The sequence below is a fragment of the Candidatus Pelagibacter sp. HIMB1521 genome (assembly GCF_052047875.1).
In the GTDB taxonomy this organism is placed as follows: Bacteria; Pseudomonadota; Alphaproteobacteria; order Pelagibacterales; family Pelagibacteraceae; genus Pelagibacter.
In genome coordinates this window covers 1-14591 of the sequence record NZ_JBNAIZ010000014.1, presented here as the reverse complement: position 1 = coordinate 14591, position 14591 = coordinate 1, and the positions used below count along the sequence as shown (strand labels likewise).

Genomic DNA, 14591 nt, shown 5'->3' with positions numbered 1-14591 from the left:
TGGTCTTCAAAGAAATAAATGGAAGCCACCATAGTACCGGATGTACAAAAACATTATCCCGTACTGCTAGAAGAAATTATTAGCGTTATCACCCCTCAACATGGTGGCACATTTATAGACTGTACATTTGGTCAAGGTGGATATTCAAAAAAAATATTAGAGTTTGAAAATACAAAAGTAATAGGGCTTGATAGGGATATTGAAAGTCAAAAAGCTGCAAACTCAATTTTAGAAAATTTTAAAGATAGATTTATTTTCAAAAATTTAAAATTTAGTCAATTAACAAATTTAAAAATTAAAAACGAAATTATAAAAGGTGTTATTTTTGATCTCGGATATTCATTAACACAAATGAAAGATCCAAAAAAAGGATTATCGTTCAACTCAATGTCAGATTTAAATATGCAATTGGGTTTAAACAACTATTCAGCTGCTGACGCTATAAATAAACTTGATGCAAAAGAGTTGGAGAAAATTTTTAAATACTTTGGAGATGAAAAAGATGCAAAATATATTTCTAAAAATATTGTAAAAGAAAGATTAAATAAGAAAATTGATACACAGGGTTTAATTAAAATTGTTGATAAATCAAAAATAAGAAAAAATTTTAAAGTACATAATTCAACTAAAGTTTTTCAAGCTCTTAGAATTTTTGTAAATAAAGAAATTAGTGAATTAATTTTTGGACTGATAAATGCTACAAAAGTACTAAAAAAGGGAGGTGTTTTAGCAGTTGTTACGTTTCACTCTTTGGAAGATAAAATTGTAAAATATTTTTTAAAAAGCCTTTCTCAAAATAAAAGTATTTCAAGATACACACCTCAAACTGAACAAAAAGAAACTCTTTTTAATTTAAGTCAAAAAAAACCAATTGTTCCATCTGAACTTGAGATAAAAGAAAACCCACCTTCGAGATCTGCAAAACTCAGATATGCAATAAAGAAAAGTGATTTCTTTAATTTTGACACAGATATAGAGGAAAAATTTAAAAATTTTTTAGAAATTGAAAAGTTTGGAGATAAACTTTGAAAAAATTATTACTAGCATTAACAATTATAATTTTAGTTTTAACTACAGCAATTATCAAAAATACTACAAAAAAAATTGAAGATAAAATATTTGCTTATAAAGAAAGCGTAAGACTTTTAAAATCAGATTTAGAAAATATTCAGTTGGAATATGATTATCTAAGTTCTGCTGAAAAATTATTGGAATATCAATCTTTATATTTTGAAGATCAATTAGTTCAAAAAAAAATAGAAGACATTAAAATTTATAATATTTCAGATAATGTAAATAAATTGGAGAATTATAAAATAACTACGGAAAAATGAGCAATTTTAAAGAAAGATTAACAATTGAAGATCACAAAAATGATTTTGTTTATAAAAAAAACAATACTGGATTAAATATTCAATTTAATCGAGTTGCTTTTATTTTTTTTGTCTTTTTTGTTATTTATTCAATATACACAATACATTTAATTCATTTAGGGTCTCGAGAGACAATAATTGAAAATACAAACAACACACTTGCTTTCAGTAGTGATCTTTATAGAGCAGATATTTTAGATATTAATGGAAATTATTTAGCAAAAACGGTTAAGTCTATTGATGTTGGTCTCAAAACTTCAGACATAATTAATAAAGAAAAATTACTGTTAAGTCTAAAAATTATTTTCCCAGACAAAGATTTTAATGAAATTGAAAAAAAAATAGAAAAGAAAAAGTTTTTTTATTTAGAAAAAAAAATTTCTGAGGAAAAATATGAACAACTTATGAAGTTGGGAGACAAATCTCTTATCCCTGAGGAAAAAGTGCTTAGAATGTATCCTCAGAAAAATCTTTTTAGTCATATTTTAGGACAAATAGATAATGATAATAATGGTATTTCCGGGTTGGAAAAATCTTTAAATGAAAATCTTAGATCATCTAGAGACCCAATTAAATTAACTGTTGATAAAGATATTCAATTTTTGATTAGAAAAGAATTATTAAAATATCAGGAAATTTTTAAAAGCAAAGGAAGTGCAGCGATTTTAATGGATGTTAATAATGGCAATATACTCTCTTTAGTTTCATTACCTGATTTTAATCCAAATGAGAGAAAAAATATATCAGATGTAAATTTTATTAATAGAGTAACAAAAGGAACATATGAACTTGGTTCAGTTTTTAAAGTTTTTACTTTTGCAAGTGCTTTAAATGAGAAATTAATTGAACCAGAAACTGAATTTTTAGATTTACCAAAATCAATTAAGTGTGACCGATACAGGATTGGAGAATATGATAATGAAATACCTTCAGATTTAACTGCTGAGCAAATTTTAGTTAGATCTGGAAACATAGGATCTGTTCGAATTGCTCAAAAAGTTGGCCCAGAAAAATTTAAATCTTTTTTAGAGGATATTGGAGTATTGACTCAGATTAATTTTGACATTGAAGAAGTAGCACCTCAAATTGATTATGATTTTGGAAAATGTAGATTGGCAACAGCCTCTTTTGGTCATGGAGTAGCAACAACCATTCTTCAACTAGCCAAAGGATATGCTATTTTGTCTAATGGTGGCTACGATGTAAAACCAACATTGGTTTTTAAGGAAGATAATACAAAAAATAAGGACAAAAGAATAATTATTAAAGGAATTTCAGAACAAGTTGTTAATGCTTTAAGAAAAATTGTTAATACAGAGGAGGGTACTGCTAGATTTGCAGATGTTCAAAATTATGAAATTGGAGGCAAAACAGGTACAGCCGATCAACCAGACGGAGGAAAATATTCAGAGGCAAAAATAAATACTTTTAGTTCGGTATTTCCAACATCAAATCCACAATTTGTATTTGTTGTGATGTTAGATACACCCAAAAAATCAAAAGATTACTATTATAAGTATAGGCATAGAAAAGGTGGATGGAAGGGAACACTTTATAATACAGCTGGGTGGACATCAGTAGAGGTAGCAGGCAAAGTAATTGATAAAATTGGGCCTATTTTAGCCACAAAATATATACAGGTTAAATAGTGATGTTACTTGGAAATTATTTTGACGGGATCCACAAAAATTATAAAAAATTATTTTTTTCAGGCATTTCTTTTAATACTAGATCATTAAAAAAAAATAATATTTTTTTTGCAATTAAAGGAAATGATATCGATGGAAATAAATTCATTTCTAAAGCTATAGAAAAAGGTTCTAAAATAATTGTAACAGAACAAAAAATTAAAAATTTTCGTGATGGAATTTTGTTTATAAGAACAAAAAATATAAGAAAATTATTAGCAGAAGTCTCATTTAAAATTTACAACAAAATACCAAAAAATTTAGTAGCTGTTACAGGAACTAATGGAAAATCTTCAGTTGCTGAATTTTATTTTCAAATAATGAAATTAAATAAAAAAAAGGTTGCTTCAATTGGAACACTAGGGGTTAAATCAAAAAATATAAATTTAAATTTATTTAATACAACAACTGATCCTATTAGATTAGGTCAGATCTTACAAAAATTAAAAAAAGAAAAAGTTGATAATGTTATCATGGAAGCTTCTAGTCATGGATTAACACAATATAGATTAGATGGATTAAACTTTAAATCTGGAATTTTTACAAATTTATCACAAGATCATCTTGATTTTCACAAAAATTTAAAAAATTATTTAAAAGCAAAACTTTATTTATTTGAGAATTTAATAGAAAAAAAAGGAAATATAATTACAGATAAAAATATACCTCAATATAAAATAATCAAGAAAATCTCTTTAAAGAAAAAATTAAAATTATCAGCAATAAATGAAAAGAAAAGTAACTTTGAAATATTATCTCACAGATATGATAATGAAAATCAACTAATCAAATTTAAACATAAAAATTTAATTAAGGAAATTAATTTAAATTTAATAGGTAAAATTCAAATCAAGAATATTTTGATGGCTGCAATTGCAGCACAAAAAAGTAATTTAAATTTTGAAAATATTTTAAAAGTCTTACCAAAATTAAAGCCAGTTGAAGGTAGACTAGAAAAAATTGGAAAAATTAAAAATAATTCAATTGTTATTCTTGATTATGCACATACTCCTGATGCTTTAAAAGTTTGTCTTTTAAATATTAAGGAGCAATTTCCCGATAAAAAGTTAAACCTTTTATTTGGTTGTGGGGGGAATAGAGACCAAAACAAAAGGATGAAAATGGGTAAAATAGCCAGTATTTATGCAGATAATATCTATCTAACAGATGATAACCCTCGTTATGAAAACCCAGTGAATATAAGAAAAGATATTAAAAAAGGTATCAATGCTAAGAAAATTACAGAAATTTCTAATAGAGGAAAAGCAATATCAGAAGCTATTAAAAATTTAAAAAGTGGAGATATTTTATTAGTCGCAGGAAAAGGGCACGAAAACACACAGGAAATTGGAAAAAAGAAAATCAAATTTTCCGATAGAATAAAAATTCTAACCGAAATCAAATTGAAAAACGAAAATTTGTCTGATCAATTAAAAATAAATATAATCACAGAACTTTCTAACACTCAAAAATTACCGAAGTCTATTTCTATAAATAATGTGAGTATTAATTCTAATGAAGTACGAAAAAACGATGTTTTTTTTGCTATTAAAGGAAAAGTAAATGATGGAAATAAATTTGTTTCACAGTCATTTAAGAAAAAAGCATCATTAGCAATTGTAAATAAAATTCAAAATAATCTAGATGATAAACGTCAGATAAAAGTTAAAAACACCTTAAAATTTTTAACAAATGTTTCAAAAGTATACAGAAAAAATATAAGCACTAACATTATAGCTATCACGGGTAGTTGTGGAAAGACTACACTCAAAGAATTATTGGGAAGTGTTTTGGGAAAAATTTCAATTACAAGTATATCACCAAAGTCTTATAACAATAAATTTGGAGTTCCTTTAAGTCTTCTTAATATTAAAGAAAATGATCAATATGGAGTTTTAGAAGTAGGAATGGACAAAAAAGGTGAAATTGATTATCTAACAAAAATAATTGAGCCAAATGTTGGTGTTATTACAAATATAAATTATGCACATGCAAAAAATTTTAAAAATATTAAAGAGATTGCCTTAGCAAAATCAGAGATTATTAATAATATTAAATTAAATGGTTCTATTATCTTAAATGCAGATGATAAATTTTTTAAACTTCATAGGCAAATTTCTAAAAAGAAAAATCTTAAATTAATTTCATTTGGTATCAAAAGTAAAAGAGCAGATGTTAAGTTAATAGATATTAAATCGTTTGGAAAAAATTTTAAAATTAAAATTAGATTTATGAATAAAACTAAACATTTTATAATCAGTGATGACTATCAAAATAATATTTATAATATTCTATCTGCATTAGCTGTTATCAGTGATAATTTAAATATATTTAATTTAAATCAAAATATTTTTTTAAATTTCAAAATTCCTGATGGAAGAGGGGATCATTCATTAATAAAAATAAATAATAAAAAAATAAATTTAATTGATCAAAGTTATAACTCAAATCCACTATCATTAAGTTCTGCTATTAAAAATTTCGATAAAATAAAATCAAAAAATTCTAAAAAATATTTGTTGCTTGGAGATATGTTGGAGCTTGGTAGTTATTCTAAAAAACTTCATGAATCTATTGCTCCATTAATAAATCAAACTAAAATAGATAAGGTTTTTGTAAAAGGAAAAATGGCTTCTTTGATATTTAAAAAAATATCGAATAGTAAAAAAGGTAAAATATTAAATAACAATTCTGAGATCGATGATTTGATTAGAAATGATATTAAAAATAATGATTATTTAATGATTAAAGCCTCACTTGCGACAGGTTTCAATAAGATAGTTAATGAAATAAAAGGTTTAAATTAAATGATATACCAGTTTCTATTAAATTTTGTTGATAATTTCGGATTTTTAAACGTCTTCAAATATTTAACTTTCAGAACTGGTTTATCCTTTTTTACGTCATTAGTAATAGTTTTGTTAATTGGTGGTCCTTTTATAAAATTTTTTTCAAATCAAAAAATTTTTAATCCCATTAGAGATGATGGACCTGAAGATCACATAGTTAAAAAAATTGGAACTCCAACAATGGGTGGAATTATTATTTTATTTGGCCTAATAATTTCAGTTATTTTATGGGCAGATTTATCAAATAATAATATTTTATTTTGTTTATACATTGCTATTTCATTTGGATTACTTGGTGCATTTGATGATTATAAAAAAATTAAGCAAAGTAATTCCTCTGGTATTTCATCAAAGTTTAAAATAATCGCACAGATTATATTAGCGTTATTAGGAGTAAGTTTGTTTGTCTATTTGAACGATTATCAAGATTTAAATAATTTATATTTTCCTTTTTTTAAAAATTTAATAATTAATCTTGGATGGTTTTTTATACCTTTTGCTGTATTTGTAATAATAGGTTCTTCTAATGCTGTAAATCTTACAGATGGTCTAGATGGTTTAGCAACAGTACCAGTAATATTGGTTGCAGCTTGTTTTGCATTTATAAGCTATGTAACTGGAAATGTTGTTTTTTCAAATTATTTACAAATTCCTTATATTGAAGGTACAGGTGAAGTTGCAATTTTCTGTGGAGCAATTATTGGAGCTTGCTTAGGGTTTTTATGGTTTAATGCTCCACCAGCTAAAATTTTTATGGGAGACACAGGCTCTTTATCTTTAGGTGGTTCACTAGGAGCTGTAGGTATTATAACAAAACACGAGATTGTTCTAGCAATAACGGGAGGTCTTTTCGTTTTAGAAGCAGTCTCTGTAATGGTTCAGGTAATTTCATTTAAACTTACAGGAAAAAGAATTTTTAGAATGGCTCCCATACATCATCATTTTGAGAAAAAAGGTTGGCCCGAGTCCACTGTAGTTATTAGATTTTGGATTATCTCAATAATTTTAGCAATGATAGGACTTGCTACGTTGAAATTAAGATAATGAAAAATAAAAAAAATATTTTTTTAAAAAAAAAAATATTAATATATGGATTAGGCAAAAGTGGAATATCTTCATATAAATTTTTAAAAAAAAAAGCAGATGTTTATCTTTTTGATGACAATTCAAAAATAAATAAAAAATTAGTTAGTTTAAATAAAATTTCAGAAATAAGTTTTGATGTAATTATTATTAGTCCAGGAATAGATATTTCAAAATGTAAATTATCTACGTTCTTGAAAAAAAATTTACAAAAAATTTATACAGATCTTGATGTTTTGTACTCTTTTTATGATAATCTGAGCATAACAATAACAGGTACTAACGGAAAATCAACCACAGCAAAAATACTACATGATGCTTTGGTTGATCAAAAAAAAGATGCTCGATTGATTGGGAACATAGGAAATCCAGCGCTTGCAGAGAAAAAAATAACGAAAAAAACGATTTTTGTGATTGAAGCCTCGTCGTATCAGTTAGATTATTCAAAGATTTTTAGATCAAAATTTAGTTTAATTCTAAATATTTCAGCAGATCACATTGAAAGACATAAGAACCTAAAAAATTACGTTAATGCAAAATTTAAATTAATCGAGTCACAAGTTAAGGGAAATTTTGCGTACGTTAAAAAAAGTGATTCATTAATTTCTAAAAAAATTAAAAAAAATAAATTTAAGTCAAAAATTTATAAAGTTGATATCTCAAATTTGAAAAACATAATTAATAAGATTAGCAATAAATACTTTGCTTCCGACGGTAATAGAGAAAACCTCTCATTTATTTTTGAAATTGCACGTAAGTTGAAACTTTCTAAGAAAAGATTAATCCAAACAATTAATAATTTTAAGGGACTTGATTATAGACAACAAATTGTATTTGATAAAAAAAATTTAACAATAATTAACGATTCTAAATCAACAAGCTTCGCTTCTTCAGAAAATATATTAAATAATTTGAATGATGTTTATTGGATTTTGGGAGGAATACCAAAAAAAAACGATAAGTTCAAATTATCTAAAATAAAATGTAAAAATATCAAAGCGTATATTTTTGGTTCATATCGAAATAAGTTTCATAAAGTTTTGAGAGATAAATTAAAGGTTAAAAAATATAAAACTTTAAACGAAACCTTACGTTCAATTTTCTTAGAGATAAAAGATCAAGAAATTAAAAAAAATATAATTTTTTTTAGTCCTGCTGGTGCATCATTTGATAGTTTTAAAAATTTTGAAGATAGAGGCAATTACTTCAACAAAATAGTGAAAAAATTAATATATGCAAAGTAATAGCATAATTTATAAATTTTATTACCAGTGGTGGAAAAATATAGACAAACCTATATTGTTTTTAGTTAGCATTTTATTCACTATTGGACTTTTTTTCTCTTTAGTATCAACATCACTCATAGCTTCAGACAAATTAGATACCAACAATTATTTCTTTTTTTTTAAACATTTAATTTATGTAATTATCGGAGTAATTTTAATTTTTATTTTTTCATCTTTAAATCAAGATAAATTGTATAAATTTTCAATAATTCTATTTTTTATTTCATTACTCTCTTTGTTATTAGTACCTATAATTGGTGTAGAAGTTAAGGGATCAAGGAGATGGATTGATTTGTTTTTTTTACCAAGATTTCAACCCATAGAAATAGTGAAACCTTTTTTGATTGTAATTTTTGCAATTATTTTATGTAAAAATGAAACCAATATTTTATTCAAATATTTAGCATCAACAATTTTAATGACTTTAGTTTCTTTGCTACTGATAATTCAGCCAGACATTGGCCAAACATTATTAGTAGTTTTTTCATGGGCTGTTTTGATATTTTGCTCAGGTATTAATTTATATTTTTTGCTCTCTATCTCTTCTATTGGATTAATCTTGTTGTCTTATATGATTATTTACATACCAAAATTTAATTATATTAAAGCTAGAATTTTTTCATTTTTTGATAAAGAAACAGGTACTCATAATTTTCAATCAGATAAAGCAATAGAGTCAATAACAAGTGGAGGTTTTTTTGGAAAAGGGATAGGAGAAGGAACACTAAAAAATAGAGTACCAGAGGCGCATACTGATTATATTATTTCTGTAATTTCTGAAGAGTTTGGTGTGATTGCCATAATTATAATCTTAATTTTGTTTTTAGTCCTAATTTATATGGTTTTTAAAAAAATAAGTTTTGAAACAGAGGAGCAAAATAAACTTATTCTAATAGGATCAGTAAGTTTAATTCTTATGCAGGCCACAATTCATATTGGAGTTAATATAAGATTATTTCCAACAACTGGAATGACATTACCTTTTTTGAGTTATGGTGGCTCTTCAATTGTAAGTACCTCAATATTGACAGGTATAATTTTAAACTTAACAAAAAGAAAAATATAATAGGTGAGAGAAAAAATATTAATTTCCACTGGAGGTTCTGGAGGACATGTCATTCCTGCAATTACAATTCATGACCATTTAAAAGAAAAATATGACACAATAATTTCAACAGATTCTAGAGGATTAAGATATTTAGAAAAAAATAATTATAGATCTATTTTAATAGATACACCAAAGTTTAATAGCTTAATACTTTTTCCTTTTAAATTATTTAAAGTCTTAATATTAACAATTAATTCTGTAAAAATATTAAAAAAAGAAAAAATTTCTTACTTAATTTCAACAGGTGGGTACATGTCCTTACCTTTATGTTTAGCAGCAAAAATTTTAAATATTAAAATTATTTTAATTGAACCAAATATGGTTTTAGGAAGAGCAAATAAATTCTTTTTAAATTTTTCTAAAAAATTAATTTGTTATTCAAAAAACTTAAAAAATTATCCAAAAAAATTTGAAAATCAAAAAAAAATTTCAAAACCCTTTATAAGAAAAAAATATTATGAACCGGATTTATATAAAAAGGATGTAAAGTTATTTACCATTATGATTATTGGAGGTAGTCAAGGAGCTAAAATTTTTGATACACTTATTAATGAATCAATTTTGAGAGTCTCAAAATCTTGCTTAATTAATGTAATCCATCAAACTAGTGAAAAAAACATAAACTATTTAAAAAATTTTTATAAAATTAATAATATAGAAAGCAATGTTTTTAGTTTTGATCAAAATTTAAATGAACTCATGAAACAATCTGATTTATGTATATCAAGGTCAGGCGCTTCAAGCTTAGCTGAAATGGCATTAATGAATATTCCTTTTATCGCTGTGCCACTTCCTGGTTCCAAGGATAATCATCAATATGAAAATGCTAAATATTATTATGATAAAAATTGTTGCTGGATAATTGATCAAAAAAAATTTGATAAAAAGAAATTTGAAGAATTATTGTTGAAAATATCAATTAAAGATGAAGATTATGTTGCAAAAAAAGAAAATTTAAAAAAATTAAATTATCAAAATACTTGGAATAATGTTAATCAAAATTTATTGGAAATTTTAAATGAAAATTGAATTAGCTAAATCAGAGGTTATTCATTTTGTTGGTATAGGTGGGATAGGGATGAGTGGCCTTTCAATGATAATGAAGAGAAAAGGTTTTAAAGTTCAAGGAAGTGATATTTCAAATAATAAAAATATTAATAGGATTAGAAAAGAAAAAATCAAAGTTTATTTTGGACATAAAAAACAGAATATAAATAAGGCTACAATTCTGGTTGTTTCTTCTGCAATTAAAAAAAATAACCCAGAATTAATTGAGGCAAAATCAAAAGGTCTACCAATATACAAAAGAGGAGAAATGCTAGCAAACATTGTGTCTCTTTCTAAAAATATTGTTGTCGTTGGATCTCACGGTAAAACAACAACTACTTCTTTAATTGCATCAATTTTTCAGAATACAAAAATAGACCCGACGATTATTAATGGAGGAGTTATAAATTCAATCAATAATACAGCAAAATTAGGTAAAAGTGATTGGTCTATCTTGGAAGCAGATGAGTCTGATGGTAGCTTTATATTTATCCCCCCAACTTACTCAATCATAACTAACATTGATAGAGAGCACATGGATTTTTATAATTCGATGAAAAAATTAAATAAATATTTTATTGATTTTGTTGAGAAGGTTCCATCTTTTGGAAAATCATTTATCTGTTTAGATGATAAGAATAATAAAAATCTAATTAAAAATATTAAAAAGAAAAATTTCTATACATACGGTGAAGACCCTAAATCAAACTTTTCTATAAAAAATATAAATCAATTTAAAGAATTTTCAAAGTTTGATTTATTAATAAAATTACCAAATAAAAAAAATCGATTTTTAAAAAATATAAAAATCCCTCTACTTGGAAATCATAATATTAAAAATGCAGTTGCTGCTCTTGCGGTATCGTTGACTGTTGGAATATCAATATTTGACATAAAAAAAGGACTTAAAAATTTTAAAGGTGTTCAAAGAAGATTTAATAAGATTTTTTCTTTTAATAATGTTGATTTTTTTGATGACTATGCACATCACCCAACCGAGATAAGAGAAGTACTTAATGGGGTAATGAAAGTTTATAAAGGTTATGAGAAGATATGTATTTTTCAACCCCATAGAATATCAAGAGTAAAAGATTTAAAAAAAGAGTTTAGTTTCGCTTTTAGAGATGCTGATAAAGTAATTTTATTTCCAATTTATAATGCTGGTGAAAAAATGAAACTCGGATTTAGTTATCTTAGTTTTGCAAAACAAATTATCAAAAATTCGAGGGTTGAACTATTAATGATCGAAGATCAATTGCAATTAGCAAAATATGTAAAAAGTAATATTTATGGAAAAAAAATTGTCATTGGTATGGGTGCTGGTTCAATTTCAAGCTGGATGAGAGAATTACCTAAATATTTATAATGAAAACTAATTTGAAAGAACTGTCAGAAGAGTTTAGCAAAAACCTAAAGCTAGACTGTGATTTAAAAAAAAAAAATTGGTTTAATATTGGCGGTAAAGCAAAAATTTATTTCAAAGCAGATAATTTAAAAGATTTAATCAAATTTTTAAAAATTATAGAAAATAAAGAAAATATTTTTATTTTAGGTGGAGGATCAAACACATTAATAACTGACGATAAATATGATGGTGTAGTGATCAAGCTTGCAAATAATTTTAATAATTTATCAGTTCTGTCTGATGATATAATTATTGCAGGAAGTATTGTTAGTGACAAAGCATTATCAGAATTTGCATTAGAAAATAGTTTAGGTGGTTTTGAATTTTTGTCTTGTATACCAGGTACAGTTGGTGGTGGAATTAAAATGAATGCTGGCTGTTTTAATAGAGAATTTAAAGATATTATTGTTTCGATTCAAGCGATTACCAAATCTGGCCAGGTAATAACTGTACCTGCAAAAGATATAAATTTTAAATACAGAGATAGCGGTTTATCTGATGACCTTATTTTTTTAAGTGCCTCCTTTAAAGGTTTTAAGAAAGAAAAAGAATTAATTCAAAATGAAATGAATTTTTTGAAAGAAAAAAAGGAAAAAGCACAACCAACAAGAATTAAAACCAGTGGGAGTACTTTTAAAAACCCTTTAGATCAATCTAAAAAAAAGGTTTGGGAACTAATCAAAGAGTCTGTTCCATTAGATATTTCTTTTGGTGATGCATACATTTCAGAAAAACACTGTAATTTTTTTGTAAATAAAGGTAATGCTAAATTTAAAGATATGAAGAATTTGATCGAATATGTCTCAAACAATGTCTTTGAAAAGACAGGTGTAAAGTTAGAGACTGAAATTAAAATTTTAGAATAAATTGAAAAAAAAAATACTAATACTTTCGGGTGGAATATCAAAAGAGAGATTAATAAGTCTTGATACAGGTAAACAGGTTGCCCAAGAGCTGAAAAAAAATGGATATAAAATTCAGATTTCTGAGCCAGATAAATCTTTATCTTTAAATATCAAAAAATTTAAACCTGATATAATTTTTAATGCATTGCATGGTCAATTTGGAGAGGATGGATATATCCAAAGTATTTTAGAGAAATTTAAAATTCCTTACACCCATTCCGGTGTTGTTTCTTCATCAATAGCAATGGATAAAGAAATTTCAAAAAAATTTTTTTTAAAAAACAAAATTATTACACCAAAATTTTTTGTTTATAATTATGATTATAAATCATCTGAATTGATAAAAAAAATTAAGTCAAAACTTAAATTTCCAGTTGTGATAAAACCTTTAAATGAAGGTTCTAGCGTTAATGTTTTTATTTGTAATAAATCTAATCTAATACAAAAAGTTAAATCATTAAATGGTTACAAAAAAATTATGATTGAGGAATTTATTGGCGGTAGGGAAATTCAAATAGCAATTTTGGGTAATAAAAAACTAGGAGCAATTGAATTAAAACCCAAAAGAGCTTTCTATGATTATCAAGCAAAGTACAACACAAATGCAAGAACTAAACATATAATACCTGTTGATTTACCAAATAAAAAATTAAATCAAGTATTAAATATTGCGCATAAAGCGCACAAGATCATTGGTTGTTCCAGTGTAACACGTTCAGATTTTAAATATTATAAGGGTAAATTTTATTTGTTAGAAATTAATACTCAACCAGGTATGACTAAATTATCTCTTGTTCCAGAAATAGCTTCTTATAAGGGGATAAGCTTTTTAAAATTAATTGAATGGATTTTAAAAGATGCATCAAAGAAAAAGTAAAAAAATCTTAATTTACTTTTTTTTATTTATTTTAGTAGGTTCGATAAATAATAATTCAATAAATAATTTAAAATTAGAAAAAGTAAAAAATATAAATATTTTCGGTTTAGAGGGAAATGATCAAAAAAAATTACTTTATAATTTAAATAATCTAAATTTAAAAAATATTTTTTTTATAAATAAAAAAAAACTTCAAAATAAAATTGAATCAAATTCATTAGTTGAAGAGTATAACGTTATAAAAAAATATCCTCATTCAATTGATATTAATATTAAAAAAACAAATTTTATCGCTAGGATCAGTAAAAATGGAAAGTTTTATTTATTAGGTAACAATGGCAAACTATCAGATAATGATATTTCAAATATACAATTACCCTACATATTTGGGAGTCCAGAGATTAATGAGTTATTCGAATTAAAGAACATTATTGATCAATCAAATATTGTTTATTCACAAATAGAATCTCTGTATTATTTTAAATCTAATAGATGGGATTTAAAATTTACTAACAATTTATTAATTAAATTACCTGAGAAAATTGAAAAAAAAACTTTAGATAAAATATCAATTTTTTTGAAAAATATTAAATTAGAAAATAAAGAAATTTTAGATGCTAGAATAAAAAATCAAATAATAATTTTAAATGAATAAAGAAATTGATTTTGAAACCAACTTAATTATTTCCCATGGAAAGTTTGAAATATTTTTATTAGATATCAAAAATCATAAAAACATTTATCAGGAAGAATTTATATTTAAAGATATTTCAGAAAAATTAGATTTTAATCTTTTAAATGAATTTTTAGAAAACAATATTTTTAAAATTGAAAAATTAGCTGGAAATTTTATAAACAATATAAATGTAGTAATCGAAAATAAATCAATTCTTATATCAAACGTAAGTATAAAGAAAAAAAATTATACTGGAGAAATTACACCCATAATATTAAAAAGTATGCTTACAGA

The 14591-nt window shown here is 24.7% G+C and carries 13 protein-coding genes; all 13 read left to right on the top strand.

All coding sequences use genetic code 11. The features are described from left to right. Positions 1-18: 18 nt before the first annotated feature. Entirely contained in the window at positions 19-1029 is a 1011-nt protein-coding gene (gene rsmH, locus ACTTA5_RS06660) for a 16S rRNA (cytosine(1402)-N(4))-methyltransferase RsmH (protein WP_440648866.1), read from the top strand. Further along, positions 1026-1334: a cell division protein FtsL gene (locus ACTTA5_RS06655; protein ID WP_440648864.1), complete on the top strand. Its 309-nt coding sequence runs from the start codon at positions 1026-1028 to the stop codon at positions 1332-1334. The genes rsmH and ACTTA5_RS06655 overlap by 4 nt, the downstream gene beginning before the upstream one ends. Beyond that, positions 1331-3022 carry a peptidoglycan D,D-transpeptidase FtsI family protein gene (locus tag ACTTA5_RS06650; RefSeq protein ID WP_440648862.1) on the top strand — a complete coding sequence of 564 codons (1692 nt, stop codon included), beginning with the start codon at positions 1331-1333 and terminating at the stop codon, positions 3020-3022. The genes ACTTA5_RS06655 and ACTTA5_RS06650 overlap by 4 nt, the downstream gene beginning before the upstream one ends. A 2-nt stretch (positions 3023-3024) precedes the next feature. Beyond that, on the top strand, positions 3025-5868 hold the full coding sequence (locus ACTTA5_RS06645) for a UDP-N-acetylmuramoyl-L-alanyl-D-glutamate--2,6-diaminopimelate ligase (RefSeq protein ID WP_440648860.1): 2844 nt from the start codon (positions 3025-3027) through the stop codon (positions 5866-5868). Next, a complete protein-coding gene (gene mraY / locus ACTTA5_RS06640) occupies positions 5869-6954 on the top strand; it encodes a phospho-N-acetylmuramoyl-pentapeptide-transferase (protein ID WP_440648858.1) in 1086 nt (361 codons plus the stop codon). It begins immediately after the preceding gene. Next, complete coding sequence (gene murD / locus ACTTA5_RS06635) at positions 6954-8237, top strand: UDP-N-acetylmuramoyl-L-alanine--D-glutamate ligase (protein ID WP_440648856.1); 1284 nt, start codon at positions 6954-6956, stop codon at positions 8235-8237. Before mraY ends, murD begins: the two co-directional genes overlap by 1 nt. After that, complete coding sequence (locus ACTTA5_RS06630; RefSeq protein WP_440648854.1) at positions 8227-9345, top strand: FtsW/RodA/SpoVE family cell cycle protein; 1119 nt, start codon at positions 8227-8229, stop codon at positions 9343-9345. Before murD ends, ACTTA5_RS06630 begins: the two co-directional genes overlap by 11 nt. A gap of 3 nt (positions 9346-9348) precedes the next feature. Then, positions 9349-10416 (top strand): UDP-N-acetylglucosamine--N-acetylmuramyl-(pentapeptide) pyrophosphoryl-undecaprenol N-acetylglucosamine transferase, encoded by a 1068-nt coding sequence (locus ACTTA5_RS06625; RefSeq protein ID WP_440648852.1) that lies wholly within the window; start codon positions 9349-9351, stop codon positions 10414-10416. Then, positions 10406-11800 (top strand): UDP-N-acetylmuramate--L-alanine ligase, encoded by a 1395-nt coding sequence (gene murC / locus ACTTA5_RS06620; RefSeq protein ID WP_440648850.1) that lies wholly within the window; start codon positions 10406-10408, stop codon positions 11798-11800. The genes ACTTA5_RS06625 and murC overlap by 11 nt, the downstream gene beginning before the upstream one ends. Then, on the top strand, positions 11800-12705 hold the full coding sequence (gene murB / locus ACTTA5_RS06615) for a UDP-N-acetylmuramate dehydrogenase (RefSeq protein WP_440648848.1): 906 nt from the start codon (positions 11800-11802) through the stop codon (positions 12703-12705). Before murC ends, murB begins: the two co-directional genes overlap by 1 nt. Before the next feature lies 1 nt (position 12706). Beyond that, positions 12707-13621: a D-alanine--D-alanine ligase gene (locus ACTTA5_RS06610; protein ID WP_440648846.1), complete on the top strand. Its 915-nt coding sequence runs from the start codon at positions 12707-12709 to the stop codon at positions 13619-13621. Beyond that, entirely contained in the window at positions 13602-14276 is a 675-nt protein-coding gene (locus tag ACTTA5_RS06605; RefSeq protein WP_440648844.1) for a cell division protein FtsQ/DivIB, read from the top strand. Before ACTTA5_RS06610 ends, ACTTA5_RS06605 begins: the two co-directional genes overlap by 20 nt. Then, positions 14269-14591: hypothetical protein (locus ACTTA5_RS06600; RefSeq protein WP_440648842.1), on the top strand; the 323-nt coding region annotated here is incomplete at its 3' end. The genes ACTTA5_RS06605 and ACTTA5_RS06600, both read left to right, overlap by 8 nt.

Excerpts from the sequence above, each read along its gene's own strand:
- rsmH (WP_440648866.1), top strand. The coding sequence starts at position 19 with ATGGAAGCCACCATAGTACCGGATGTACAAAAACATTATCCCGTACTG.
- ACTTA5_RS06605 (WP_440648844.1), top strand. The coding sequence starts at position 13,602 with ATGCATCAAAGAAAAAGTAAAAAAATCTTAATTTACTTTTTTTTATTT.
- mraY (WP_440648858.1), top strand. The coding sequence starts at position 5,869 with ATGATATACCAGTTTCTATTAAATTTTGTTGATAATTTCGGATTTTTA.
- ACTTA5_RS06630 (WP_440648854.1), top strand. The coding sequence starts at position 8,227 with ATGCAAAGTAATAGCATAATTTATAAATTTTATTACCAGTGGTGGAAA.
- murB (WP_440648848.1), top strand. The coding sequence starts at position 11,800 with ATGAAAACTAATTTGAAAGAACTGTCAGAAGAGTTTAGCAAAAACCTA.
- ACTTA5_RS06650 (WP_440648862.1), top strand. The coding sequence starts at position 1,331 with ATGAGCAATTTTAAAGAAAGATTAACAATTGAAGATCACAAAAATGAT.
- ACTTA5_RS06645 (WP_440648860.1), top strand. The coding sequence starts at position 3,025 with ATGTTACTTGGAAATTATTTTGACGGGATCCACAAAAATTATAAAAAA.
- murC (WP_440648850.1), top strand. The coding sequence starts at position 10,406 with ATGAAAATTGAATTAGCTAAATCAGAGGTTATTCATTTTGTTGGTATA.
- murD (WP_440648856.1), top strand. The coding sequence starts at position 6,954 with ATGAAAAATAAAAAAAATATTTTTTTAAAAAAAAAAATATTAATATAT.